Source organism: Streptomyces sp. NPDC048254 (assembly GCF_043201895.1).
Lineage (GTDB): Bacteria > Actinomycetota > Actinomycetes > Streptomycetales > Streptomycetaceae > Streptomyces.
This window is the reverse complement of record NZ_JBICZJ010000002.1, coordinates 500,234-524,471: the sequence shown is the minus strand read 5'-3', so window position 1 is coordinate 524,471 and position 24,238 is coordinate 500,234. Positions and strand designations below refer to the sequence as shown.

22 protein-coding genes and 2 pseudogenes are annotated in these 24,238 nt (G+C 71.0%); 14 read left to right on the top strand and 10 right to left on the bottom strand.

Annotated features, from left to right (window positions below; genetic code table 11):
- The first annotated feature begins 219 nt into the window (after nt 1-219).
- Nucleotides 220-3,420, top strand: coding sequence for a tetratricopeptide repeat protein (locus ACGFZQ_RS07715; RefSeq protein ID WP_393839577.1), 3,201 nt, complete (start codon nt 220-222; stop codon nt 3,418-3,420).
- Between the two features lie 6 nt (nt 3,421-3,426).
- On the opposite strand, the gene ACGFZQ_RS07710 is transcribed toward ACGFZQ_RS07715, so the two are convergent.
- Nucleotides 3,427-3,666 carry a hypothetical protein gene (locus ACGFZQ_RS07710; RefSeq protein WP_351741503.1) on the bottom strand — a complete coding sequence of 80 codons (240 nt, stop codon included), beginning with the start codon at nt 3,664-3,666 and terminating at the stop codon, nt 3,427-3,429.
- A complete protein-coding gene (gene mca, locus ACGFZQ_RS07705) occupies nt 3,659-4,540 on the bottom strand; it encodes a mycothiol conjugate amidase Mca (RefSeq protein ID WP_393839576.1) in 882 nt (293 codons plus the stop codon). The genes ACGFZQ_RS07710 and mca overlap by 8 nt, the downstream gene beginning before the upstream one ends.
- A gap of 136 nt (nt 4,541-4,676) precedes the next feature.
- Between mca and ACGFZQ_RS07700 the strand changes: the two genes are divergently transcribed.
- Together ACGFZQ_RS07700 and greA are read left to right on the top strand one after the other, a co-directional pair.
- A complete protein-coding gene (locus tag ACGFZQ_RS07700; protein ID WP_351741498.1) occupies nt 4,677-5,075 on the top strand; it encodes a DUF4307 domain-containing protein in 399 nt (132 codons plus the stop codon).
- A 169-nt stretch (nt 5,076-5,244) separates the two neighbouring features.
- Complete coding sequence (gene greA, locus ACGFZQ_RS07695) at nt 5,245-5,745, top strand: transcription elongation factor GreA (RefSeq protein WP_351741496.1); 501 nt, start codon at nt 5,245-5,247, stop codon at nt 5,743-5,745.
- Between the two features lie 80 nt (nt 5,746-5,825).
- Here greA and ACGFZQ_RS07690 read toward each other — a convergent pair whose 3' ends face one another.
- From ACGFZQ_RS07690 to ilvA, 3 genes are all read right to left on the bottom strand, one after another.
- A complete protein-coding gene (locus tag ACGFZQ_RS07690; protein ID WP_393839575.1) occupies nt 5,826-6,677 on the bottom strand; it encodes an ABC transporter permease in 852 nt (283 codons plus the stop codon).
- Nucleotides 6,674-7,687, bottom strand: a complete 1,014-nt coding sequence (locus ACGFZQ_RS07685) for an ATP-binding cassette domain-containing protein (protein ID WP_393839574.1) — start codon at nt 7,685-7,687, stop codon at nt 6,674-6,676. Before ACGFZQ_RS07685 ends, ACGFZQ_RS07690 begins: the two co-directional genes overlap by 4 nt.
- Before the next feature lie 214 nt (nt 7,688-7,901).
- Entirely contained in the window at nt 7,902-9,131 is a 1,230-nt protein-coding gene (ilvA, locus tag ACGFZQ_RS07680) for a threonine ammonia-lyase (protein WP_393839573.1), read from the bottom strand.
- Nucleotides 9,132-9,298: 167 nt separating this feature from the next.
- On the opposite strand from ilvA, the gene ACGFZQ_RS07675 reads away from it, so the two are divergent.
- The 3 genes from ACGFZQ_RS07675 to ACGFZQ_RS07665 all read left to right on the top strand — a co-directional run bounded on the left by ACGFZQ_RS07675 (nt 9,299) and on the right by ACGFZQ_RS07665 (nt 10,937).
- Complete coding sequence (locus ACGFZQ_RS07675; protein ID WP_393839870.1) at nt 9,299-9,793, top strand: MarR family winged helix-turn-helix transcriptional regulator; 495 nt, start codon at nt 9,299-9,301, stop codon at nt 9,791-9,793.
- A 392-nt stretch (nt 9,794-10,185) separates the two neighbouring features.
- On the top strand, nt 10,186-10,692 hold the full coding sequence (locus ACGFZQ_RS07670; RefSeq protein ID WP_351741485.1) for a sigma factor-like helix-turn-helix DNA-binding protein: 507 nt from the start codon (nt 10,186-10,188) through the stop codon (nt 10,690-10,692).
- Nucleotides 10,689-10,937, top strand: coding sequence for a hypothetical protein (locus ACGFZQ_RS07665; protein WP_351741483.1), 249 nt, complete (start codon nt 10,689-10,691; stop codon nt 10,935-10,937). Before ACGFZQ_RS07670 ends, ACGFZQ_RS07665 begins: the two co-directional genes overlap by 4 nt.
- 7 nt (nt 10,938-10,944) lie before the next feature.
- On the opposite strand, the gene ACGFZQ_RS07660 is transcribed toward ACGFZQ_RS07665, so the two are convergent.
- Nucleotides 10,945-12,099 (bottom strand): cystathionine gamma-synthase, encoded by a 1,155-nt coding sequence (locus ACGFZQ_RS07660; RefSeq protein ID WP_393839572.1) that lies wholly within the window; start codon nt 12,097-12,099, stop codon nt 10,945-10,947.
- A 190-nt stretch (nt 12,100-12,289) separates the two neighbouring features.
- Between ACGFZQ_RS07660 and ACGFZQ_RS07655 the strand changes: the two genes are divergently transcribed.
- From ACGFZQ_RS07655 to ACGFZQ_RS07630, 6 genes and pseudogenes are all read left to right on the top strand, one after another.
- Nucleotides 12,290-13,408 (top strand): hypothetical protein, encoded by a 1,119-nt coding sequence (locus tag ACGFZQ_RS07655; RefSeq protein WP_393839571.1) that lies wholly within the window; start codon nt 12,290-12,292, stop codon nt 13,406-13,408.
- Between the two features lie 278 nt (nt 13,409-13,686).
- Complete coding sequence (locus tag ACGFZQ_RS07650) at nt 13,687-15,318, top strand: M48 family metallopeptidase (RefSeq protein ID WP_393839570.1); 1,632 nt, start codon at nt 13,687-13,689, stop codon at nt 15,316-15,318.
- An 18-nt stretch (nt 15,319-15,336) separates the two neighbouring features.
- Nucleotides 15,337-16,461, top strand: a complete 1,125-nt coding sequence (locus ACGFZQ_RS07645; protein WP_393839569.1) for a hypothetical protein — start codon at nt 15,337-15,339, stop codon at nt 16,459-16,461.
- Nucleotides 16,462-16,601: 140 nt separating this feature from the next.
- The gene (gene msrA, locus ACGFZQ_RS07640; RefSeq protein WP_393839568.1) at nt 16,602-17,315 is read left to right on the top strand and encodes a peptide-methionine (S)-S-oxide reductase MsrA; all 714 of its coding nucleotides are present in this window, start codon (nt 16,602-16,604) and stop codon (nt 17,313-17,315) included.
- A 207-nt stretch (nt 17,316-17,522) separates the two neighbouring features.
- Entirely contained in the window at nt 17,523-18,806 is a 1,284-nt protein-coding gene (locus ACGFZQ_RS07635; RefSeq protein ID WP_393839567.1) for an ATP-binding protein, read from the top strand.
- 402 nt (nt 18,807-19,208) lie between these two features.
- A pseudogene (locus ACGFZQ_RS07630) lies at nt 19,209-19,355 on the top strand (DUF4291 family protein); the annotation flags it as partial.
- Nucleotides 19,356-19,510: 155 nt separating this feature from the next.
- Here the strand turns inward: ACGFZQ_RS07630 and ACGFZQ_RS07625 are convergent.
- Entirely contained in the window at nt 19,511-20,824 is a 1,314-nt protein-coding gene (locus ACGFZQ_RS07625) for a vanadium-dependent haloperoxidase (RefSeq protein ID WP_393839566.1), read from the bottom strand.
- 580 nt (nt 20,825-21,404) lie between these two features.
- Between ACGFZQ_RS07625 and ACGFZQ_RS07620 the strand changes: the two genes are divergently transcribed.
- Both ACGFZQ_RS07620 and ACGFZQ_RS07615 read left to right on the top strand, forming a co-directional pair.
- Nucleotides 21,405-22,202, top strand: a complete 798-nt coding sequence (locus tag ACGFZQ_RS07620; protein ID WP_393839565.1) for a hypothetical protein — start codon at nt 21,405-21,407, stop codon at nt 22,200-22,202.
- Entirely contained in the window at nt 22,138-22,728 is a 591-nt protein-coding gene (locus ACGFZQ_RS07615; protein WP_393839564.1) for a DUF4291 domain-containing protein, read from the top strand. The genes ACGFZQ_RS07620 and ACGFZQ_RS07615 overlap by 65 nt, the downstream gene beginning before the upstream one ends.
- A gap of 38 nt (nt 22,729-22,766) precedes the next feature.
- On the opposite strand, the gene ACGFZQ_RS07610 is transcribed toward ACGFZQ_RS07615, so the two are convergent.
- The 3 genes and pseudogenes from ACGFZQ_RS07610 to ACGFZQ_RS07600 form a co-directional block, all read right to left on the bottom strand.
- Nucleotides 22,767-23,090: a DUF5958 family protein gene (locus ACGFZQ_RS07610; RefSeq protein ID WP_393839563.1), complete on the bottom strand. Its 324-nt coding sequence runs from the start codon at nt 23,088-23,090 to the stop codon at nt 22,767-22,769.
- Nucleotides 23,054-23,219, bottom strand: a pseudogene (locus ACGFZQ_RS07605) (DUF4291 family protein); the annotation flags it as partial. The pseudogene ACGFZQ_RS07605 and the gene ACGFZQ_RS07610, both read right to left, overlap by 37 nt.
- A 160-nt stretch (nt 23,220-23,379) precedes the next feature.
- Entirely contained in the window at nt 23,380-23,934 is a 555-nt protein-coding gene (locus ACGFZQ_RS07600) for a hypothetical protein (RefSeq protein WP_393839562.1), read from the bottom strand.
- Nucleotides 23,935-24,238 lie beyond the last annotated feature (304 nt).

Here is a 24,238-nt window from a genome sequence, read left to right as displayed (position 1 = left end):
CGCCGCACCGGGCGCAGACCCAAGTACGTCCAGTACGAGGGCCTACGCCCGGCACGCCGAGAGCACGCACCTGACGCCGCGAGGCCGCCCTCCGGGCGACGACGGGAATTGTCAGACAGGCCCTAGCCCCCGTTCTTCGATGATCCGGCCCTCTCGCAACTTCGCCCTCTCCCAAGGACACTCATAAGCAAAGGAGTTACCGCTGGAGGGGGACGGGACATGCGGGACGCCCATCGGGCGGAAGCCGACCGGCTGTTGGTCCAGGCCGTGGAGGAGGAGGTCCGCCGCTCCGGCGGCCGCGTCGACGGACAGCTGCTGCTGTCCCGGGCCCGCGGCGGCCTGGAGGCGATGGCACAGAGCGCCACCGAGGAGTACGACACCTACACCCACGCCCTCGACGAGACGGAGGCCGGCCGGCAGAGCTTCGGCCAGCGGTATGCCAGAGAGGGCGCCGGAACCCCCCTGCTGGTAGCGGCCGTCGCCGCGGTCGCGGCCACCGTCGCCGACCTCTCCCTGGGCACCGGCGCCGGTACGGCGCTCGGCGCGGGGGTGGCCGCCGGAGTGATCGGCGCGGCCGCCACGGTCGTCAAGGTCGCCGGTACCCATCTCCCCGCCGCTCATCACCGGGCCGGCGCGGCCGGGCAGCCCGGCGGCCCCGAGCAGCTGCGCCTGCAGTGGCTGACCGCGCTGGAGGTACGCGGCATCCGGCCGTTCCTCGATCAGCAGCGGGTGCTCAGCGCCTCCACGGGACCGAAGAAGCAGGGCCCGGGGCTGCGCGGCGCGGACAAGAGCGCGGCGGCCCGCAGGCGTATGGTGCTTCAGCAGTCGTTCGGCCAGCTCCCCGACCCGGACGGCCCGTTCGCCGGCCGTCATCAGGAGCTGGCGCGGATCCGGCAGTGGGCGCAGGCGGCGCGGGCGACCACGGAGACCCGTCCGACCGTAGTCGTCCTGCACGGGGAGCCCGGCTCGGGGCGTACGACGCTCGCGATCCGGGCCGCCCACGAGCTGAAGGACTTCTTCCGGGGTGCGGTCGTGGTGGATCTGCGCGGCGGCAGCCGGGGCGAGCCGCCGTTGCCCACCCGGGACGCGCTGCTGCATCTGCTCAACCGGCTGGGTGCGCCGCGCGAGCAGTTGCTGTTCCGTGAGCGTTCCTCGGCGGACCAGCAGGTCAAACGGCTCAGCGAGCTGTACCACCAGCACCTGACGGGTCTTCCGGTGACGATCGTGCTGGACGACGCCTCGGATGCCGAGCAGGTGCGCACGCTGATCCCGGAGCGGTCCGACAGCCTGGTCCTGGTCACCGCCCGGGAGCGGCTCGACCTGCCCGCGGACCTGCCGGCCTGGGTGCACCAGCTCCCGGTGACGGCGCTGGACGCGGCGGGCGCCGAGGAGCTGCTGGACGCGGCGGCGCAGGACACGTCGGGGCCGTACGACGCGCAGTCCGCGGAGCGGATCCGGGAGTTGTGCGGCGGGCTGCCGCTGGCGCTGCGGGCGGCGGGTTCGTCGTTGGGTTCGCGTTCGCCGCTCCAGCTGGCCACGGACCTGGGCGCGTACGGGCCGGTCGAGCCGGTGGAGCGGGTGCTGTGGCTGCGCTACACCGACCAGTCGGAGACCGGGCGCCGTCTGCTGAGGAGGCTGGCGCTGGCGGGCCGGGCCTCGCTCGGCGCGGCGGCCGCGGCCGCCCTGCTGGCCACGGACGAGGCGGAGGCGACCCGTCATCTGGTCGCGCTCGCGCAGGCCGGTCTGCTCGACCATGTCCGGGGCAGCCGCTACCGGCTGCACGACCTGGTCCGGGCCTTCGCCCAGGCCCGTCTCGCCGACGAGGAGGAGCCGGCCGACCGCACGGCGGCGCAGGAGCGGCTGATCGTCAACTACGGGGAGCTGGCCGACTCGGTGCTGCGGCTGGTGGACGGCAACATGTCGACCCGCTCGGACCGGTTCAGCCCGCACGGTTTCACCTCCCTGGACGAGGCGCTGCGCTGGCTGGACGACGAGTCGAGCTTCATCACGGCGGCGCTGCGGCATGCGGAGGGCGTCGACCAGGCGGCCGTGCAGAATCTGCTGGGCGCCCTGTGCGACTACTGCCTGCTGCGCGGCGACCTCTACCGGCTCGGCGAGATCAGCGAGTTGGCACAGGCGGTGGACCAGGGCCTGCTGGTGCGTTCGGTGCAGTGGCGTACCGGTATCGCGGCCCGCCAGCTGGGCGAACTGGACAAGGCGCGTACCACCCTCACCTCCGTCGTGGACCTCTACATGGAGGCGCATCACGACGCCGGTGCGGCCCGTGCCCTGTGCTCCCTCGGGATCACCCTGCACCACCAGGGCAACCTCACCGAGGCGGCGGCCAGGCTCCAGGAGGCGCTGGATCTCCAGGCGGCCCCCCAGCTGGCGACCGACCGGGCCTGGACGATGCACGCGCTGGCGGCGGTGCAGCGCGACCGCGCCCGGCTGCCGGAGGCGTTGGACCTGCTCACCCGCTCGCTGGTGCTGCACCGGGAGGGCGGTTCGGTGCACGGCGAGGCCTGGGCGCACTTCCAGCTCGGCCAGCTGGCGCTGCGGATGGGTGACGTACCGCGTGCGGAGCGGGAGTTGGGCGCGGCGCTGGAGCGTTACGGCCGTACCCGCGACGCCCGTGGCGAGGCCTGGGCGCTGACCCAGCTGGCGCGGGCCCGGCTGGTGGACGGTGACGCGTCCCCGGCGGTGGACGCACTGCGGCAGGCGGCCGTCCGGCACCGGGAGAACGAGGACGCGCGCGGCGAGGCCTGGACGGTCTACTACCTGGGCCAGGCCCTGGAGGAGACCGGCACCCTGGATCTGGCGGTCCGTGAGCTGGAGCGCTCGCGGACGATGTTCTCCCGGATGCGGGACGTGTACGGCCTGGCCTGTGCCCGTCACCACTCGGCCCGGGTGACCCGCGACCAGCGGGCGGCCCAGACCGGCTCACTGCGCAACTCGGGTTTCGCCCGTCAGCTCCTGGTCGACGCCCGCGCCGACTTCCAGCGCATCGGTGTCGTCCACGGCGAGGCCTGGACCTGTCTGGAGCTGGCCGTCGTGGACGCCGGCAACAACCGCACCCAGCAGGCCCTGGCCCTGTGCGACGAGGCGGTCACCCTGTTCTCGTCGTACGGCGACCACCGCGGCGAGGACTGGGCGCGCTTCCTGCGCTGCACCCTGCTCCCCTACGCCGCACCGGGCGGTGTGGAGGTGGGTACGGCGGTCGCCCAGGAGGACCTGGCCCAGCTCTCCCGGGCCGCCCACCCACTGCGTGACGAGAAGCTGACCGAGTACCTCACGGCGTACGGCCTGCTGCTGGACCGCGGGGTGACCCTGGAGTCCGGCTGGCAGGCCTGGCGGCTGGGCATGGTGCCCAGCCGGCACGCCCGTGAGGTGATGGGGGTGCCGGTACCGGCTGAGGCGTGACGCCGGTCAGCCCTTGGGGTCGGCCGTGGGAGTCCCCGGTTCCGCCTTGGCGTTCGGGGACTCCTTGAAGTCGACCTTCTGCATGTGCTTGTTCATGGACTTCATCAGGCCCCAGACCGCCACGGCCATCACCGCGAAGACGATGAAACCGAGGACGCCGGGGGTGACCTTGTTCTCGTCGACCTCCTTGGCGAGGGGGACGAGATGCGTCAGTGCCAGACTTGCGCTTGCGCTCATGTCAGGCATTGTCGCGGATGCCCGCAAAGAGATCGTCCTCGGGGAGGGAGGTATCGACGAGCGACTTCGCGAGCTCGTACTCCTCGGTCGGCCAGACCTCCTTCTGGAGGTCCATCGGAACCTTGAACCAGCCGCCGTCCGGGTCGATCTGCGTGGCGTGGGCGATCAGCGCCTTGTCGCGGATCTCGAAGTAGTCCGCGCACGGGATGTGCGTGGTCAGGGTGCGTTCGACGCGCTCGAACTCGTTCCACCGCTTCAGCCAGTCCCCGTACGGCGACTCCATGCCGCGCTCCAGCAGCGCCTTGTGCAGCGCCTCGGTGCGGGGACGGTTGAACCCCTGGTTGTAGTAGAGCTTCTGCGCCTGGTGGGCGGGGCCGAACTCGCCCTCGGGGTACTTCTCGGGGTCGGCCGCGCCCTCGAAGGCCACCATCGAGATCTTGTGGGTCATGATGTGGTCGGGGTGCGGGTAGCCGCCGTTCTCGTCGTAGGTGGTGATCACCTGCGGGCGGAACGCGCGGATCTTGCGGACGAGCTCGCCGGCCGCCTTGTCGACGTCCTCCAGGGCGAAGCAGCCCTCGGGGAGCGGCGGCAGCGGGTCGCCCTCGGGCAGGCCGGAGTCGACGAAGCCGAGCCACTCCTGCTTGACGCCGAGGATCTCGCGGGCCTCGTCCATCTCCTTCTTGCGTACCTCGTGGATGTGCTCCTCGATGTACTTGTCGCCCTGCAGCTTGGGGTTGAGGATGGAGCCGCGCTCCCCGCCCGTGCAGGTCACGACCAGCACGTCCACCCCCTCGGACACGTACTTCGCCATGGTGGCCGCGCCCTTGCTCGACTCGTCGTCGGGGTGGGCATGGACGGCCATCAGTCGCAGCTGGTCAGTCAAGACTCAATCCTCAGTAAGTCGGCGCCCCGGTGTCTTCGGGTGCGATCGGCGCTTCTATAGTGACCGAATCAGGGGACGAATAATTCCGGGGTCCGGGTCTGGCCGGTCCGGAGTGGTTCTTGCCGGGAGGACGATCATGAGTACCGCGACCACGCGGCTGCCCGAGGGCCGCTACGGCCGCTCCTCGGACGAGGTCGCCGACCGCAGGCTCAAGATCACCGGCGCCGTCCTCGGTGCCCTGCTGCTCGCCCTGGTCGGCTATTTCGCCTACCACTATGTCGTGAAGAGCGAGATCAGCGCCCAGGTCGTCGCCTTCGACGCCTCGGACAGCGCGGTCCAGGTACATCTGGAGGTCCACAAGGACTCCGGCGCCTCCGGCTACTGCACCCTGCGCTCCCAGGCGGCGGACGGCTCCGAGGTGGGCCGGGCGGACTTCCGCTTCACCGGTTCCGCCACCGAGATCGACCGGGTGCTCACGCTCCGTACGACGGCCCGGGGCACCACGGCGGAGCTGCTCGGCTGCCACGCCGACTGACGTCAGCCATGAATACGTAGGCCCTCACCTGCGTTGTCATGATTCTAATGGCTTATGTCCTCCCCCTTCCGCCGTTGAATTGTTAGGCTCGTGGTTTCGCCCTTCCATGGAGGAACATGCTTCTGGGTAGGGCGATGCTTTGTATTCCCAGTACCGACGAGGAGCACCTGTGACCCAGACCAGCGAGAACGTCACCTGGCTGACCCAGGAGGCGTACAACCAGCTCAAGGCCGAGCTGGAGTACCTGTCTGGTCCTGCGCGCACGGAGATCGCCGCCAAGATCGCGGCCGCGCGCGAGGAGGGCGACCTGCGCGAGAACGGCGGGTACCACGCGGCCAAGGAGGAGCAGGGCAAGCAGGAGCTCCGTGTGCGCCAGCTGACCCAGCTTCTGGAGAACGCCAAGGTCGGCGAGGCTCCGACCTCCGCGGACGGCGCCGTCGCGCCCGGCATGGTGGTGACCATCGCCTTCGACGGTGACGAGGACGACACCATGACGTTCCTCCTCGCCTCGCGCGAATACGCCAGCGCCGACGTCGAGACCTACTCGCCGCAGTCCCCGCTCGGCACCGGTGTCATCGGACACAAGGTGGGCGAGGACGCGGAGTACGAGCTGCCGAACGGCAAGAAGGCCTCGGTGAAGATCCTCAAGGCCGAGCCCTACTCCGGCTGACGCGAACAGACACCCGCCCCCGGCGTCCATGGGACGCCGGGGGCCTTGTCATGGTGCGTGTCACGCGGTCATGGTCCGTGTCACGCCGTGGCCGAGCGGTACTTGCGGACCGCGAGCGTGCGGAAGGCCAGGATGATCACGACCGACCAGATCAGCGAGGCCCAGACCGGGTGCTGCATGGGCCAGGCGTCCGACGCGTTGAAGCCCGGCGGCAGGTTGCCGAACAGCTCACGGCTGGCCTGCACGGTGGCGCTGAACGGGTTCCACTCCGCGATGTGACGCAGGAACGTCGGGAGGTGGTTCGCGTCCACGAACGCGTTCGAGATGAACGTCAGCGGAAACAGCCAGATCAGACCACCCGAGGTCGCCGCCTCAGGAGTGCGCACGGACAGGCCGATGAGCGCGCCGATCCACGAGAACGCGTACCCGAGCAGCAGGAGCAGGCCGAAGCCGGCGAGCACCTTGCCGAGGTTCTCGTGCGTGCGCCAGCCGACTATCAGGGCGACGACCGCCAGCACGACGAGAGTGAGCGCGGTCTGCACCAGGTCGGCGATGGTCCGGCCGGTCAGCACCGCACCGCGCGCCATGGGCAACGACCGGAAGCGGTCGATGAGGCCCTTGTGCATGTCGTCGGCGATGCCCGCACCCGCACCCGCGGTGGCGAAGGTCACCGTCTGCGCGAAGATGCCGGCCATCAGGAACTCGCGGTAGGCCTGGGTGGAGGTGGACGAGCCGACCTGGATCGAGCCGCCGAACACGTAGGTGAACAGCACCACGAACATGATGGGCTGGATGAGCCCGAAGATCAACATCTCGGGGATCCGGGACATCCGGATCAGGTTGCGTTTGGCGACCACCATCGAGTCGTGGAAGGACTGGCTGAGGGCGTTGCCGGGAGCGGCTACCCGCACGGTGTCGGTGGCGGCACTCACTTCACGGTCTCCTTGCGGCTGTCCTTGCCGGTGTTCTTCTGGTCCTGTTCGCCGCTGCCCTCGGTCTTCTCCTCGGCCGTGTGTCCGGTCAGGGACAGGAAGACGTCGTCGAGAGTGGGGCGGCGCAGCGCGATGTCGTCGATCTCGATGCCCCGGGTGTCCAGCTCACGGATGACCTCGGCGAGCAGCTTGGCGCCACCGGTCACGGGGACGGTGAGCTTGCGGGTGTGCTCCTCGACGGTGGTCTCGCCCTTGCCGAAGCCGTGCAGCACCTCGGCGGCGGTCCGGATGTGGTCGCGTTCGTGCACCACGACCTCGACGCGCTCACCGCCGGTGCGGGCCTTGAGCTGGTCGGAGGAGCCCTGGGCGATGACCCGGCCGTGGTCGACGACCGCGATGTCGTGGGCGAGGTGGTCGGCCTCCTCCAGGTACTGGGTGGTGAGCAGCAGCGTCGTACCGCCGGAGACGAGCTGTTTGATGACCTCCCACAGCTGCTGGCGGTTGCGGGGGTCGAGGCCGGTCGTCGGTTCGTCCATGAACATCACGGGCGGCGAGACGACCAGGGCGGCCGCGAGGTCGAGGCGGCGGCGCATGCCTCCGGAGTAGGTCTTGGCGGGGCGGTCGGCGGCGTCGGCGAGGTTGAACTGCTCCAGCAGCTCGACCGCGCGGGCCTTCGCCTGCTTGGCCTTCATCTGGTAGAGCTGGCCGACCATCTGCAGGTTCTCGCGGCCGGTGAGGTACTCGTCGACCGCCGCGAACTGTCCGGACAGGCCGATGGAGCGGCGTACGGCGTCCGGTTGTTTGAGCACGTCCACGCCCGCGACGACCGCCTTGCCGCTGTCGGGGCGGAGCAGGGTCGTCAGACAACGGACGGCCGTCGTCTTGCCCGCACCGTTCGGCCCGAGCAGTCCGAGGACCGTGCCTTCGGGGACATCGAGGTCGACGCCGTCCAAAGCCCTTACGTCACCGAAGGTCTTCACCAGGCCTTCGGCATAGATGGCGCCTGGCATATGAGTCTCCACGTCGTCGGGGATGCTTCGAAAAAGGCTAGGTATGCGCGCTTCGATCCGCCTATGGTTCTCGCCGGCACGACGGCAGGCGGGCGCGACCACGGCCACGCGACACACCATAACGCGATGTATCGCGTCCGTCGACAGATTTTCCCGAACGAGTGAATGAACGGATCCTGACCTGGCCGTTTCCCGCCGGGAACTTCGGCGGGGATCAGTCGATGACCGTGTAACCGGCCTCGCGCAGGGCGTGGCCGACCTCGCTGCAGTGTGCTGGTCCCTTGGTTTCAAGGTGCAACTCGACCTCCGCCTCCGTGAGCCCGAGCCGAGGGTCGGTCCGGACGTGGCTCACGTCCAGGACGTTAGCGTCGACCACTGACAACACCCCGAGGAGCGTGGCGAGGGCGCCCGGCCGGTCGGTCAGCCGCAGCCGTACGGCCAGGTAGCGGCCCTGCGCGGACATGCCGTGCCGCAGCACCCGCTGCATCAGCACCGGATCGACGTTGCCGCCGGACAGCACGGCGACGACCGGCCCGGCGAAGGCGCCGGGCTCGGCGAGCAGGGCGGCGACCGGAGCCGCGCCGGCCGGTTCCACCACCAGCTTGGCCCGCTCCAGGCAGAGCAGCAGGGCGGCGGAGAGCTGGTCCTCGCCGACCGTGCGGACCTCGTCGACCAGCTCCTCGATGAGCCCGAACGGCACGTCGCCGGGCCGTCCGACCTTGATGCCGTCGGCCATCGTCACCGGGTTCCGCACGGAGACCGGGCGCCCGGCCGCCAGCGAGGGCGGATACGCGGCCGCGCCCTCCGCCTGGACGCCGACGATCCGTACGTCCGGCCTGATCGCCTTCACCGCGACCGCGATCCCGGCCGCGAGCCCGCCGCCGCCGATACCGACGACGATCGTGCCGACCTCGGGGCACTGGTCCAGGATCTCCAGGCCGACCGTGCCCTGACCGGCGATGATGTCGGGGTGGTCGAAGGGGTGGATGAACACCGCGCCGGTCTCGGCCGCGTACTCCTGGGCGGCGGCCAGCGTCTCGTCGACCACTTGGCCGTGCAGCCGTACCTCCGCGCCGTACTCGCGGGTCGCGCTGATCTTGGGCAGCGGGGCGCCCTTCGGCATGAACACCGTGGCGTGCACGCCGAGCAGCGCGGAGGCCAGGGCCACGCCCTGCGCGTGGTTCCCGGCGCTGGCCGCCACGACTCCGGCGGCGCGCTCCTCGGGCAGCAGCCCGGCGATCCGCACATAGGCGCCGCGCAGCTTGAACGAACCGGTCCGCTGGAGGTTCTCGCACTTGAGGTGCACCGGCGAGCCGGCCAGCTGGGACAGGTGCCTGCTGCTCTCCATCGCGGTCACCCGCGCCACGCCCGTGAGCATCTTCTGGGCGCCGCGTACGTCGTCGAGGGTGACGGGGCGCAAGGAGTCAGCCGTGCTGTAGCTCATGACTCAAGTCTCGCAGTTCACAGGCCAAAGGCTCGGGTGTGACCAAGCTCCGAGACCGGTTTGCGCAGCGCCGGTACGGCTCGCCCCCCGTCCGCGTACTCTGTCCCCCACACCAGCACTCTTCATGAAGTGAGCCCCCGGCCATGCCCACAACACCTGAAATGTCGATGGACATGACGACCGTCGGTGACACCGGTCTCCTCGACACGCTGCAGCACGAGGTGGCGGTGTTCGCCCGCCGTGCCGAACAGACCCGGCTCGGCGGCGTCGGGCAGGTGCGCAACTCCATGGACCGCGCCGCGTATCTGCTGCTCAACCGTCTCGACAAGGAAGGCCCCATGGGGGTCAAGGCGCTCGCCGCGAGCATGGGGATCGACTCCTCCACGGTCACCCGGCAGGTGGCTCCGCTGGTCGACACCGGTCTCGTCAAGCGCACCTCGCACCCCGAGGACGGCCGGGCCGTGGTGCTCCAGCTGTCCCCGCGCGGGCTGTCGCGGCTGGACGAAGTGCGTTCGTCGCGGCGGCAGTTGATGGCGGAGCTGACCCAGGACTGGGAGCCGGAGGAGCGCGAGGTGTTCTGCGCGCTGCTCACGCGCTTCAACAGCGCACTGTCCGCGCGGATGACCATCCAGCCGGGCTCGGACACACCGCCGGCGTCCTGACCCCGGCCGGCCCCACCGGCGTCCTGCCCCCGGTCGGTGCCCATCGGCGTACCTGAACTGCCGACCGGCGCACACCGCCGCCCTGCGCCTCCAGCCGCCGCACAGCGGCGTCCTGAACCTCCGGTCGTAACCCACCGGCGTGCTGAGCCTCCGGCCGCCGCACACCGCCGCCCTGCACCTCCGGCCGCCGCACACCGCCGTCCTGAGCCTCCGTTCGGCACCCACCGGCGTGCTGAATCCCTGGTCGGCACCGGCCCGTGGAACATCCGGCACGCGTGCGTGCTGCCCGGCTCTTGACCGTGGGGGCACCCCTGGCCTCATATGAGACCGGGCCCCGTCGTATCCGCGTCCGGTTCCCGGACGTGGTGGGGCCCCGCAGACGGGGAGGCACGGTGCGCGATCGGCAGGCATTCCAAGACGCCCGCCGGGCCCGGGAGTTCGAGGCGTTCGTCGCGGGCGCGGCAGGCCGGCTGCTGCATGCCGCGACCCTGCTGACCGCCGAGGCCCCGGACGCCAACCCGCGCGCGCGGCGCCTGCTGACCCTCGCGCTCGCGCACACGTACGCGTGCTGGGGCCGGCTGCGCGGCGAGGATCCGTACGACCGCGCCCGCCAGCACCTCGCCCTGCGCTTCGCGAACTCCGCCTGGCACCAGTACGGCGGTCCGCTGAGCCGCACCCGCCCGCACCCGCACAGTGTCCTCGCCGTCCTGACGCCCCAGGAACGCCTGGTCCTGGTGCTGCGGCTGTACGAGGGGGTCGCCGAGGAGCAGACGGCGGCGCTGCTCGGCCTGGCCACGGACCGTGTGCGCATCATCTGCGACCGGGCGACCACCACCCTGCTGCACCCGCCCCCGAAGGCCTCGCCCACGGTGATGGGAGCGAAGGTGGCACCGTCGTGAACCGCGCCGAAGGCGAGGCCGCCGCCCGGCGGCTCATGGAACAGCGGCCGCCGCGGGTGCCGCCCGACCTCTACGGCGAGGTGCTGCGCCGGGGCGGCCGCCTGCTGCGCCGCAGACGCGCGGCCCGCCGCCTGCTGTGGCTGCTGCTGTGCGCGGCGGCGGTGGCCTTCACCGTCTGGGCGGCACTGGTCCGGCCGTGGGCGCAGCCGCCGTCCACGACGACTCCGCCCATCGTCGGCTGGTGAGCCGGACCTAACCGAGCGCCTGCTGGAGGTCCTCCAGCAGGTCGTCGACGTTCTCGATGCCCACGGACAGGCGCACCAGGTCGGCGGGCACCTCCAGCGCGGAACCGGCCGCCGAGGCGTGGGTCATCCGGCCCGGGTGCTCGATCAGCGACTCGACACCGCCCAGGGACTCGCCGAGGGTGAACACCTTGGCGCGGTTGCAGACCTCGACCGCGGCGTCCTCGCCACCCGTGACCTGGAAGGAGACCATGCCGCCGAAGGCCTTCATCTGCTTGGCGGCGGTCTCGTGGCCGGGGTGCTCGGGCAGGCCCGGGTAGAGGACCCGCGTCACGCGCGCGTGCCGGCTCAGCATGTCGGCGACCCTGGTGGCGTTCTCACTGTGCCGGTCCATGCGCACCGCGAGCGTCTTGGTGCCGCGCAGCACCAGCCACGAGTCGAACGGCCCGGCGACCGCGCCCATCGCGTTCTGGTGGTACGCCAGCTCCTCGCCCAGTGCCTGGTCCGACACGATCAGCGCGCCGCCGACCACGTCCGAGTGACCGCCCATGTACTTCGTCAGCGAGTGCACGACGACGTCCGCGCCGAGCGAGAGCGGCTGCTGGAGGTACGGCGTGGCGAAGGTGTTGTCGACGACGAGCCGGGCGCCCGCCTCGTGGGCGATCTGCGCGACGGCCGCGATGTCGGTGATGCCGAGCAGCGGGTTGGACGGGGTCTCCACCCAGACCGCCTTGGTCTTCGGGGTGATCGCGGCACGCACGGCCGACGGGTCGCTGGTGTCGGCGACGGACCACTCCACTCCCCACCGGGAGACGACCTTCGCGAACAGCCGGAACGTGCCGCCGTAGGCGTCGTTCGGGATGACCACGTGGTCGCCGGGGCTGAGCAGGGTGCGCAGCAGGGCGTCCTCGGCCGCGAGCCCGGACGCGAACGCGAGCCCGCGGCGTCCGCCCTCCAGCGCGGCGAGGTTCTCTTCCAGGGCGGTCCTGGTCGGGTTGGCGCTACGGCTGTACTCGTAGCCGCCGCGCAGGCCGCCGACGCCGTCCTGCTTGTAGGTCGAGACCTGGTAGATCGGCGGTACGACCGCACCGGTGAGGGGGTCCGCCGTGTTGCCCGCGTGGATGGCGAGCGTCTCGAAGTGCTGACTGATGTGCCTGTCGCTCATAGGTCATGAGCCTAGTGCTCACGTGCCTGCTCACGCGCCCCGGAGGAGCGCGGGGCTGTATCGGTGTGCGGCTCCGCCGCGTGGGCGCGGCAAGCCCCCACCGGCCCGCGGCCGCGCTCCGGCCCCACGTTGTCCACAGGCCGCGACCACCGGTTGGCCAATTGTCCGCGCTGTCTGGTTCGCTTGACGCATGGCGATTCTCTGGGCCCTGATGGCGCTGCTCCTGCTGAGCTTCGTGCTGCTCCCCGTCCTGCGGCGGCGGCGCGGCATGATCGAGCAGGTGCACCCGGGCCACCCGGACGCCGCCGACCCGGCGGACTACGGCTTCGTGCGCGAGGAGGACCTGGACATCCGGATGCCCGGCCCCGACCAGGACCTGCTCGACGTCCTCGACGTCGTGCAGCGCACCCAGGACTACCGCGCGGCCTCGCAGCTGCTCGCGGGCACGGAGGTCGCGGGCGAGCTGCGCTGGCAGCGTGTGCAGGCCTTCGCCGGCGCGGCGGCGCTGGAGCTCCAGCAGCGGCCGGGCGGGGTCAGCGAGACGCCGGGCGGGCAGTGGCTGCGGGTGTGGCGTGCCGAGCAGCCCAAGGACGCGGGCGGCGCGGCCGTGCACGCGGAGTTCCTGGTCCAGCAGGCGTGGCGGACGTCGACGCCGGGCACGGACGACTTCCGGATCATCATGGAGGAGGCCAGGGACGCCTGCGGGCAGGCGGCGCTGCTGTCCCCGGGGGACCCGGTGCCGTACGTCGTCGAGCTGTCGGTGGCGCGCGGGCTGAACTACTCGCAACCCGAGTTCGAGAAGCTGTGGCTGAAGATCCTGGACCGGGCGCCCACGCACATGGGGGCGCATCTCGCGGCCCTGCACTACTGGTGCGAGAAGTGGCACGGCTCGCGCGAGCTGGCGTACTCCTTCGCCGAGGCCGCCGCCGCACGCGCCCCGCAGGGCTCGCTGCTGGCCGCGATGCCGCTGTTCGCGGTCTTCGAGCACCTCCCCGAGGTGAACCTGGTGGCGAGCTTCTACCAGAGCGAGGTCGTCACCAAGGCGGTCCACGGCGCCCTGCACGCGGTGCACTCGGCCCGCCAGGACGACCCGATGCTCGCGCACGTCCGGCATCTGCTGGTCTTCTTCCTGGTCCGCTCCGAGCGCTGGGCGGAGGCCATGGGCGAGCTGATACGCGTCGACGGGCATGTGGGGGCCCTGCCGTGGACGCTGTCCTCGAACCCGGCCGCCGAGTTCGCCCTCTACCGCGCGCTGGCGGTGGCGGGCTACGAGGCGAACGGCGGAAGCCCGGCGTCGCTGCTCAGCTGAGGGCACCGGCCGAGATACACGTCGTGTGCCGGCTGCGGGCGAGTGGGGGGCTGGGCGCGCCCAGGCGGCGGCAGCCGCTGCCGGACCGGGCTCCGCACCCTGTGCGGGGCGCTTGAATTGCCGTCCTGACCTGCGGTACGGCATACTCCGGCATCCCCCCACGCCTGCACCACCCGCACGAAGCACCTATCCACTTCCGTCCGCTTCTGTGCGATCCCGTTCGTTTTTCATGTCGTTGTCGGCTCCCTTTTCTGGGGTCCTGTGGGGGGATCTGCCCGATGGGCGCAACTCTGCGGGCGCTGCGCGCCCTTGTCCTGCTCTGCGGTTTCTATCTGCTGGGCCTCGTTCTGCTGGCGGCGCTGGCCGCGCTCGACGTGGCCACGGTCACCTGGGCGCACGGGGCCGTCGCCGGAAAGATCGTGCTGGTCTCGGTGGTGCTGGCGATCCCGGTCGTCCGCGGCATGTTCATGCTCCGCACGCCCAAGGGCGACGGCCCGGCCGGCCTCACGGTCACGGAGGCCGCCGAGCCCCGGCTGTGGGCACTGGTGAGGGAGCTCGCGGCGGCGACGGGCACGCGCGCGCCGGACACCATCGTGCTCACCGGTGACGTCAACGCGGCGGTCAGCGAGGACCCCCGGCTGCTCGGCCTGCGCCCCGGCCCGCGCAGCCTCTACCTGGGTGTACCGCTGCTGACCGGGCTGACCGAGGCACAGCTCAAGGCCGTACTCGCCCATGAGTACGGCCACTTCACCGGCGGCGACACCCGGCTGTCGGCCCTCGTGGTACGCGGCCGGGTGCAGATCGGGCGGACCGTCGGGCACTTCCACGCGAAGGCCGACGGCAAGGAGGCCGCCGAGCATGCCCGGCAGCAGCGGGCCGCCGCCAAACGGACCGCGAAGGGCAAGAAGGCCAAGGAGATCGACACCGCCGGCGCCGGGGTCACCTACCGGCTGATGGCGGCGATCTACACGGCGTACGCGAAGCTCTACATGCGGGCCACGCTGTCGACGGCCCGCGCGCAGGAGTACGCCGCCGACCTGGCCGCCGCGCGGATCGCCGGCCGGGACGCGACCGCCTCGGCGCTGCGCGAGATCCCGGTCCTGGCCACGGCGCACGACTTCTACCTGGAGTCGTACGCCACGCTCGGCGTCACGGCCCGCCAACTGCCGCCGCGCGGCCAGTTCTTCGGCGGCTTCGGCCGGATGCTGACGGCGCGCGAGGCGGAGCTGGCGAGGCTGCGGGAGAAGCTGCCGACGGAGCCGGCGTCACCGTACGACTCGCATCCGCCGATCGCCGACCGGGTGCTGCGGATCGAGGAGCTGCCCGCCGACGGGCTCGGCCAGGACGGCGGCCCGGCGCTCGCGCTGCTCACCGACCCGGCCCGGACCCTGACCGCGCTGGAGGACGCGGTACTGACCGACGAGGTACGGCAGTTCGAGCGCGCCGGGGAGTGGGAACAGCTGCTGGGCTCCTCGATGGCCGCGGGGCTGGCCTCGCTCGACACCCCGCTGCACCGGGCGCTCGCCTTCTACACCAAGGACCGGCCGACGCTGCCCGCGCTGCTCACGGTGATCGACGACGGTCAGCTGTGGCAGCTGGCCCAGCGGCTGCCGCTGTCCGACCAGGCGGCGGCCGCGAAGGGCCGGGCGTTCCGGGAGTTCGTGCGGCCGGTGCTGCGGGACTCGTTGCAGAGCATGGTGCTGGCCGAGTTCAGCGCGAGGTCGCTGCTGCACTGGGAGTTCTCCTGGTCGCGGCCGGCGTCGGTGCGGCTGCCCGGTTCGGCGTCCGACCTCGACGGGGAGGCGGGCACGGAGGCCGCGCTGGCCGCCGCCGTGGCCGCCGCGCTGGCCGACCACCCCGACACCGCCCCGCTGCGCGCACTGCTCCCCCCGGCCCCGCAGCCGGCCTGACCCCGAAAGCGACCTTCCATGACTGTTCTGCTGTGGATCCTGGGCATCCTCGCCGTCCCCACGCTGCTCTTCGTGCTGTGGCTGGCCGGGGTGTTCCTCAAGGAGTTCTTCTCCTCGAACCCGTCCGGATCCGATACCGGGTCCGACAGCGAGGAGGGCCTGGGCGCCCAGGCCGCCGAGAAGGCCGGCCTGCTGCCCGCCGAGCGGCAGAACACGGAGCTCTCAGGGCCGCTGCCCACCGAGTGGGCGGCGGCGCTGACGGCCGTGCCCGGTGGTGACTGGCGGGCCGGCGCCGCCCTGCTGGAGGCCATCGGCCGGGACTGGGAGCGTCGGTCGGCCGTCGCCTACCTGCTGGCCGAGCGCGCCGCCGAGGCGGACGACTGGCTGCTGGCCTGGGAGAAGGAGCGCCCCGAGGATCCGGACGCGGCGGTGGTACGGGCGCGCAGCACGGTGATCCTCGCCTGGGAACTGCGGGGTGCGAAGCGGGCTCGGCACACGACGGAGGAGCAGTTCGCGGCGTTCCACCGCACACTGCGGTCGGCTCGTGAGGAGATCGCGCGGGCCGCTGCCCTCAACCCCGACGACCCGACGCCGTACATCGCCGAGATATGGGTCGCGCTCGGCCTGGGCTACCCGCACTCCGAGATGGACAGGCTGTGGACGGAGATCACCGCGCGGGCGCCGTACCACTTCGAGGCGCACTTCTCGGCCCTGCAGTTCTGGTGCGCGAAGTGGCGTGGCTCGCAGCGGCTGGCCGCCGACTTCGCCGAGCGGGCGGCGGCCGGGGCCCCGTTGGGCAGCCTGCTGACGGCCCTGCCGCTGATAGCCCACTTCGAGCACGACGAGTCCGAGGACACCGCGGCCGACAACACCCCGGAGATGGTGGCGAGGGTGGACGCGGGCCTCACCGACGCGGCGGCGGCCGACCCGGCCCACCCGCGCCTGCCGGAGCTGCGTCACCTCCTTGCCTTCTACCTCCACCTCCAGGACCGGGACGAGGCGGCGCTTGAGCAGTTCAGGCTGGTCGACGGGTATGTGAACGCGTTGCCGTGGCGTTATCGGGGCGACCCGGCGGCGTACTACTGCCGGGTCCGGAACACGACGGCGAAGCTGGTCGCGGAGGCGGCCGCGGGGCCGGCGTAAGCGGAATCCGGACGGCACCCCGGCATGTTGTGAGGGGTGCCGTCGCGGGGTGGATGCGTGGCCAATGCGGCCCATGCGGCCCCGGACCGCCGGGACAGCCGGGACCGACGGCCCTGTCCCCCAGACCACAGGGAGATCCCATGTTCTTCGGCCGCACGCCGCAGCTGCCCACCGCCGAGCAGGCGCTCAAGGGCCGGCCCGCGCCCGCGTTCGAGGTCCCCGACCGCCACACCGTCCTGGGCAATCCTCTCCTCGGCCCCTACCCCGAGGGCCTGGAGGTCGCCGACTTCGGGCTCGGCTGCTTCTGGGGCGCCGAGCGAAAGTTCTGGCAGCTCCCGGCGGGCGTGTGGACCACGCTCGTCGGCTACCAGGGCGGCCACACCGAGAACCCCGTGTACGAGGAGGTCTGCTCGGGCCTCACCGGCCACACCGAGGCGGTGCGTGTGGTCTACGACCCGAAGCTGATCTCGTACGACCGCCTGCTGAAGACCTTCTGGGAATCCCACAACCCCACGCAGGGCTTCCGCCAGGGCAACGACGTCGGCACGCAGTACCGCTCGGCGATCTACCCCCACACGCCCGAGCAGGCGACGACGGCCGAGGCGAGCCGCAAGGCCTACCAGAAGGTCCTCACCGGCTCCGGCTACCGCACGATCACCACAGAGATCCTCCCCGCCGAAGGCCGCCCCTTCTACCCGGCCGAGGCGTACCACCAGCAGTACCTCGACAGGAACCCGGGCGGGTACTGCGGGCTGGGCGGGACGGGGGTCAAGCTGAGTGACCCGTCCGGGACGAACTGGGGGGCGTCCTGCCCCACCGGCGTCGAGCCCGCCCCGGTGGACGGGGACAGGTAGGCCGTCTCGCCCACCGGGAATCACGTCGCTCACCACGGGGGCGGCGGACCGACGCGGCGAGGCAGGGCGCCGACAGCGCTCTTCCCGGCCCTCATTTCGGTCACACCCATGCCACCCCTGGGGATCCCGCGGTCTGCCTGGAGGCCGTCCGGGTTCGTCACGTGGCGCCGCGGAGAGAACAATGGGACCCCCGCGCCGTGTGAGGTGATGGTGATGCCTGCTTGGCACCTGCGTGAATATCGCGAAGACGATCTTGACCAGGCTATCGACATCTGGGATCAGAGCCGCCGGGCCGACGAGGACCAGGTGTTCGCGGTTTCCGAGGTCATGACGGCGGCCAAGGCCGGACAGCCGGCGGTCGTCGCGGTTGTCGGCGATGAACTGGTCGGCATGGCCGTGGCACAGGCGTACGAAAAGCGGGGGTGGATCCTCCTGGTGGCGCTCGCCTCCCGCTGGCGCGAGCGCGGAATCGGGAGCGCCCTGCTCTCCGATCTCGAGCGGCGCCTGCGGGCACTGGGCGTGCGCCACATCAGCGCGCTGCTGCCCGCCGACGCGGCGGGGACAAAGGCTCTGGAGAACTCCGGCTATCGATTCCGCGACGGGCTCACCTACTACGAGAAACTCGAACCCGTCGAGACCGCCAACGCGGAGGTCCTCGCAGCGCTGGGCGGGCGCATGCTGCCCGAGGGTCTCTGGAACGCCATGGCCGGCATGGAGCAGGAGAAGCAGGTCGTCGAACGCCGGGTCGTGCTCCCGCTGACCGAACCGGCGCTGGCAGACCGTTACGGCGTAGTCCCGCCCAAGGCGATCATCCTGTTCGGCCCGCCGGGTACCGGAAAGACCAGTTTCGCCAAAGCGGTCGCCTCACGGCTCGGCTGGCCGTTCGTGGAACTCTTCCCCTCACGGCTCGCGGCCGACACGAGCGAGGGCCTGGCCGTGGCACTGCGGGAGGTCTTCGCGGACCTGGCGGAACTGGACTCGGTCCTCCTCTTCATCGACGAGGTCGAGGAGATCGCCGGTGCGCGCTCCGGAAAGGCGGTCGATCCCGGGCACGGCGTGACGAACGAGCTGCTCAAGCTCATCCCGATCTTCCGCGAGCACGACGCGCGGCTGCTGGCCTGTGCCACCAACTCGGTTCGCTCTCTCGACGCGGCGTTCCTGCGGCCGGGCCGGTTCGACTACGTCATCCCCATCGGCCCGCCGGACGCGACCGCCCGCGCGGCGATCTGGAGCCGTTATCTCAGGGCCTCCGCCGACTCGGTGGATATCACCCAACTCGTCCGGGCGAGCGAGCTGTTCACCCCGGCCGACATCGAATTCGCCGCCCGCAAGGGCGCACAGGCGGCATTCGAGCGCGAAGTCACCCATCGGCAAGGCCGACCGGCCACGACCGAGGACTACATGACCGCCATCGCCGACACGCGACCGACACTCACCGCACAGGCCATCAAGGAGTTCGCGGAGGACATCGACAAGTACCGCCGACTCTGACACGGAGCCCACGCCCGGCCGACGTCGACAGCGGCGGCCTCCCACTCCGGCCCGTCCTTCATGTGCCCGACGGGCCTCACGCCGACTCCTGCGGATGACTGATCGCTTGCCGATGTCCGTGTTCGTTGATCGCCACATCGGTGAGTTCAGCTTCGGGAAGCACTTGGAGCCCATCCGAACACGGCCGGACATGCATTGGCCTGGACGGCTCGTACGGCGGTTACGTCACGTATCTCTACGGCTACGGCACCGGAACCCGCGACGGTGCGCCATTCGGCGAGCCGCAGCGGCCCTGGCGCTGGTAACCGGCACGGACGATGCTGCGGCGACTGCACTCGTCCCAGTGGACGGTCGTCGAAATTCAGTGGCCGCCCTGAACCGGCCCACCTCACGCTGTGCACCATGGAACAACCGCTACGCACGATTCGTGCGGCCTACACCGAGTCCACGATCACCGTCTACCAGGCGTACTCCCCGGAGATCGGCCTGCCCGCCGTCCGCGAGGGCCGGTTCCCCGGCGGGTGGAAGCGGGACCGGATGACGTGGATCATCAAGCCGCGTTCACAGCCTTTTCCCCGGAGTGACTGCCCCGCTGAGCTGCCGGGCGCGCTGCTCCAGTTCGAGTCAAGGTTCACCCGCTGATCCAGTACTCAAGGCAAGATCGGAAGGCCGGCCCGACGGCGGGTCGCTTGCGGCCCTGTGGTTCAGTCGATGTCGTCGCCGCGCTTCGGCTCGGAGAGCCTGTCCTGCCGAGCCGGTCGTGCCGGCGGGACCGGCTGGGTACCGTTCTTGGCGACCGGCTGGAAGTAGTGGTCCAGCGCCCAGGCGGCCACGTGGGCGCCGGCCCGGCAGCCGGCCACGTCCGCCGTCCGGGAGTGGACGCCGCCCCACACACGGGCGTCGACGACGTCCCGGTTGAGGTCGTCGGCGGACCCGTAGAACCGCGTGGTGCCGGTGACCTCGGAGGGGAGGTAGAGGTCGATGTGCGAGGTGCCGAGAACTCCGGTCAGGGCGCGTGCCACGGCGGCGGCGACGGTCGTATGGCCGGCGATGTAGTCCGGGTGTGGCGGGGTGAGGAGCAGCGGCTCCCAGGCCGGGTCTGCCGTCGTCGCGGGGTTGCCGTCGGTGTCGGCGAGGCGGATGGCGGTGATCGGCCGCCAAGTGCCGTAGTGGAGCTTGGCGTCCCATGCGGTGACGACGGCGTCGTTCGCCGACGCGTTCACTGCGGCGAACAGCCGGGCCGTCTCGGCGATGCCGAACCGGTGCCGGGCGGCGTGGTCTCGTACGGCTGTCTGGACCTGTTCGACCAGGTTGCCGCTGAAGAAGAGCGCGGTCTCGGTCTGCTGCGCGCTCCGGCCCGAGCCGGTCTTCCCGCCCAGGGTCTTCAGCTCCTGGACATCCTCGGCGTAAGCGGCCGAGGAGATGGCGGGTGGTCCGCCGGGGCGGAACTGCTGCGGGGAGGTGAGCAGGAGGGGGCGGAGCCTCGCGAGCCAGGTGTCGACGAAGGGCTGGAACGCGGGCGGAGTGGGCCGCCAGACCCCCGGTGCCGGGGAAGCGGTGAAAGGAACGTCCGCGAACCGTCCGTCCCCTTCCCGGAGTTCGATGATGCGGGCGGCGGCGCGCTTTCCGTAGTCGACGCCCCGGTCTCTGGCCTGACCGGCCGGAAGAGCGGCGAGCGAGTCCGCGTAGGCGGTGTCGAGCCGCTCCTTGAAGGTGGGGAAGTAGGTGACCAGCACGTCGTGGGCCGCAGTGGCGGCGGCCGCCGCGGAGGATGCCCTGGCCGGACCGCGCTCGTGCCATTTGTACAGGGCGTAGCCGCCTTCGATCCCCACCACGGCGTTGTACACGGCGACGGAGACGAACCCCTCCCAGATCGCTGCCTGCCCAGATGGGCGTGGGCCGAGACTCGCCTTGATCGTGTCGGTGGCGACGGCGTTCCACTCGCGGACCACGGCTGCCGGGTCCGCCGCGGTCCGCGTGTCCGCGTCGGGCGGACTTGTCGCGGCGGTGAGCGTCACGAGGGCGATGGCCGCGACGGCGCAGATGAATCCCCGGGCACGTGAACGCGGAGGAACGGGAAGAGGGGGCTCTTGGTACACAGCGTCCTCCATGGAGTCGAGTGCCCAAGGCTTAGCAACGGCCCACTGCGCGAGCAAGACAACTCGCCGCGAACCGGACAGGCCCAGGGCGCCCTCGAACGCCTCACCGCCCGCTACAAGGAGATCGCCGCCGGACGGACCCTGCGCCCGCCTCCCGCCCCGGCGAACCGCGCTGCAAGGGGCAGGGGCGCGAACCTGCTCCCCGCCTCGACTCCGAAGGCGACCAGGTGCTCCCGCTCGCCTTCGACATACGGTGCAGTCGAAGGCCGTGTGCCGAGGAGCTGCGCGCTGCCGTAGGAGGTCCCCCGACCGTTGGACGTGCGCCGGGTGCCGGGTCGGTGGGTTGGTGTCAAGGGTCCCTGAGCAAGGCTTGACGTGGGTCATCAAGCCGCGTTGACAGACCCTTGCCCGTCGCCGTCGCCGAGGACCGGAGGCGTGCGGACGGGCCATGCCATGCTGCCCGGTAGCTGCCTCCGACCGTGCGTTAGCCTCTCGATCCATGTCTGACCTGCCGGATTACACCAGTGCGACCATCGACGCGATAGTCGATCACGTCGGCCGCTCGACGCTTCCCTTCCAGCGAGCTCACCGGGAGGAGCAACACGCGACGGCCTTCTGGTTCAACGAACTCGTGGAGACGACCTCCGAAGGCGAGGTCATCCGGCAGTACCTCGTGACCGCGAGTGAGCCGGCACGAGTCGACTTGGCCGAGTTCACCCTGCGCCCTGCACTGTGCGCACCCGTGATGAGTGCCGAGAAGCTGATGATGCTCGATTTCGCGGAGGGGTGGACTCATCTCGGCGACCTGGGGGTGGCGGTCATGGCCTCCACCGGGCTGCATGCGCACGGCGCCCGTAAGGGCTGGCACTGGACGACCGACGAGATAACCGACGGCATCGCGGCCACGGAACAGGACATCGCCGGCCTCGGTGAGTCGCCGGTCCCGGCCTATCTGCTGGGACACGTCAACGACGGGGACGGTTCCCGAGAGCAGGCTGTCGTCGTCGGCCGGATCACCCGCGCAGTCGACGGCGGCATCCAGTGGATCGGAGATCTGCCACAAGGGTGCGTGGGCGCACCGGTGTTCATCGGCGCGCCCCTCGGCGAGAACAGTTTCAAACTCGTCTGCGTCGGAGTCGCGCTCCCCGCCGACGACCATCACACCGTTGCCCCCTTCGACCGTATCCGTGCCGCTTTGAGGGCCTTCTCGCCGGGCAGCACGTCAGCCCCCGATGGGGCCGGAACCGGTCCGCGAACAGCCGGGCAGAAGCAGCGCTGGTGGCGGCGACGCGGCTGACGCCGCACAGCACACCGGGCCACGACCAGCCTGGACACCGACGGAGGGAAAGGGTTGTGAACACGGCTTGATCTGGATCAAGCCGTCGTTCCTGTGGATGATGTACCGCTGCGGCTGGGGCGGCAAAGCGGGGCAGGAAACCGTCCTCGCTGTCGAGATCAGCCGTGACGGCTTCGAGTGGGCGCTGCGCTACGCGTGCCTGTCGGGTTACGCCGCCGGGGTGCACCCCGGCCGAGCCGCCTGGCAACGTCAGCTGAAGCGCGCGCCTGCTCGCGTGCAGTGGGACCCCGAACGGGACCTGCGCCTCCAGCCCCTGCCCTACCGGTCCCTGCAGCTGGGTCTCTCCGGTGAAGCCGTGCGACGCTACGCGGACGAGTGGACGGTCGCCATGCGCGACGTGACCCCACTCGCCCACGAGATCCACGCCCTCGTCAGTGCTGGTGACCTGACCTCCGCGACCCGGCTGCTGCCACAGGAACGCCCTTATCCCGCTGAAGACGCGTCTCTCGCCCACCTCCTGGAATGACGGGCCGGCTCGCCCGGCAGCCGACCGCGGCCGATGGGTCACACGGCAGCACAGGGCCGCCGGCACCGGGGTGTCGTGCCCGATTGGCATTGCCCCGACCCGAGGCTGATCAAGAAGTGGCCGGTCCGGCATCCGGGCGAGCAGCCCAGTTGTGCCATCGAAACACCGTCTGAAGGTCGTACGAGGGAAGTTCGGGCCATGTTCAGCCGCGACCGCGTCAGCATCACAGCCGGCGTGTACGTCGGCCGTATGCCCGAGCGCGCGATGGCCTCAGGTACGTCCGCCTCGGTGGCGCGGGCCTGAGCACAGAACTGGACCAGGAACGCGGCTTGATGACCCACGTCATGCCGTCCCGCTTCCATGCGCCGGGGAAAACGGTCCTCGCGGACAGCGGACAGGCCGATCTCCGGGGAGTACGCCTGGTAGACGGTGATCGTGGACTCGGTGACGGTGACCGACGGCCCGTTCGGGTGGCCACTGGTTTTCGGCAGGTCGGCCCGGGTTCCGGCGAGCCCGTGCTGCCGTGTAGATCTTCGTCGCTGGACGACGCGAGGACAGCCGCCGGGCGCTGGTGCGCCTGTGGCACTGGGGCCCGGGCGAGCCCGGCGGTGACGCCGGACGCCGCGCGCGGACCGGGGTTCAGGCCGGTCGTCAGGCTCTCAGCCGCTCCCGGTCCCCCATCACCACGACGGGGTGCAGGCGGGGATCGAGGGTGTGCAGCAGGGTCTTCATGCCGGACTCGGGAACGGTGACACAGGCAGACGTGCCGTCGCCGTGGTCCAGGTGCAGCCATATGCCGCCGCCCTTCTCCACTCCCTGGGGACGGTTCCAGTCGAACGGCGGGACACCCGTGAACCGGTTGTAGTCGATGGCGATGACGTAGTCGAAGTCGTGGGCGTGGTCTTCGCCGTCCTCGATCATGGACGCGAAGGCGTTGTCGTCGTACCAGTAGCGCAAGCGGCTGCCCGGATCCTCGAGGGACCCGCCCGCATCCGTCAGGGAGAACGCGCCGACGGGACTGCGCTCGTCGTCCATGTGATGGTCGGTCGTCCAGCCCAGCCTGCCGTTGTGCGCGGGCCAACTTCCCTTGCGTTTCCAGGCGGTGCCCTGTTTCTCGTAGAGCACGACGGTGCTCTCGGCGGAGTCCGGGCCGTCGCCGTAGACGACCACGGCCTGGTGGGCGTCGGCCGGCACGCGCTTCCACATGCGGTTTCCGACACCCGGAACGCGCGGGCCCGCTTCCGGGCCGGGGGAGCCGGACGCAGCCGGGTTGTTGACGCCCGGGGCACCGACGCGACTCCTGTGCCCGCCTGCTCCGGCGCACGCCGCGGTACCGGCCAGCAGGACACCGCAGGCAAGAGCCGCGGATATGGCATGGCGTGCGCCGCCGCGCCGCGCCGGCAGAGGACGGGGTCGTATGACAGTAGATGTCCGCATGACCAGGATCCTGTGGCGGGATGGCCCCGGCACGCATCCCGGACACGGCATCCGGCCTAGCGGCCACGCTGAG

Bases quoted from the DNA above. Each gene is read 5' to 3' on its own strand.
- ACGFZQ_RS07715 (WP_393839577.1), top strand. From the start codon at position 220: ATGCGGGACGCCCATCGGGCGGAAGCCGACCGGCTGTTGGTCCAGGCC.
- ACGFZQ_RS07710 (WP_351741503.1), bottom strand. From the start codon at position 3,666: ATGCCTGACATGAGCGCAAGCGCAAGTCTGGCACTGACGCATCTCGTC.
- ACGFZQ_RS07700 (WP_351741498.1), top strand. From the start codon at position 4,677: ATGAGTACCGCGACCACGCGGCTGCCCGAGGGCCGCTACGGCCGCTCC.
- ACGFZQ_RS07685 (WP_393839574.1), bottom strand. From the start codon at position 7,687: ATGCCAGGCGCCATCTATGCCGAAGGCCTGGTGAAGACCTTCGGTGAC.
- ilvA (WP_393839573.1), bottom strand. From the start codon at position 9,131: ATGAGCTACAGCACGGCTGACTCCTTGCGCCCCGTCACCCTCGACGAC.
- ACGFZQ_RS07675 (WP_393839870.1), top strand. From the start codon at position 9,299: ATGGACATGACGACCGTCGGTGACACCGGTCTCCTCGACACGCTGCAG.
- ACGFZQ_RS07660 (WP_393839572.1), bottom strand. From the start codon at position 12,099: ATGAGCGACAGGCACATCAGTCAGCACTTCGAGACGCTCGCCATCCAC.
- ACGFZQ_RS07655 (WP_393839571.1), top strand. From the start codon at position 12,290: ATGGCGATTCTCTGGGCCCTGATGGCGCTGCTCCTGCTGAGCTTCGTG.
- ACGFZQ_RS07650 (WP_393839570.1), top strand. From the start codon at position 13,687: ATGGGCGCAACTCTGCGGGCGCTGCGCGCCCTTGTCCTGCTCTGCGGT.
- ACGFZQ_RS07645 (WP_393839569.1), top strand. From the start codon at position 15,337: ATGACTGTTCTGCTGTGGATCCTGGGCATCCTCGCCGTCCCCACGCTG.
- msrA (WP_393839568.1), top strand. From the start codon at position 16,602: ATGTTCTTCGGCCGCACGCCGCAGCTGCCCACCGCCGAGCAGGCGCTC.
- ACGFZQ_RS07635 (WP_393839567.1), top strand. From the start codon at position 17,523: ATGGTGATGCCTGCTTGGCACCTGCGTGAATATCGCGAAGACGATCTT.
- ACGFZQ_RS07620 (WP_393839565.1), top strand. From the start codon at position 21,405: ATGTCTGACCTGCCGGATTACACCAGTGCGACCATCGACGCGATAGTC.
- ACGFZQ_RS07615 (WP_393839564.1), top strand. From the start codon at position 22,138: ATGGGGCCGGAACCGGTCCGCGAACAGCCGGGCAGAAGCAGCGCTGGT.
- ACGFZQ_RS07610 (WP_393839563.1), bottom strand. From the start codon at position 23,090: ATGGAAGCGGGACGGCATGACGTGGGTCATCAAGCCGCGTTCCTGGTC.
- ACGFZQ_RS07600 (WP_393839562.1), bottom strand. From the start codon at position 23,934: ATGTGGAAGCGCGTGCCGGCCGACGCCCACCAGGCCGTGGTCGTCTAC.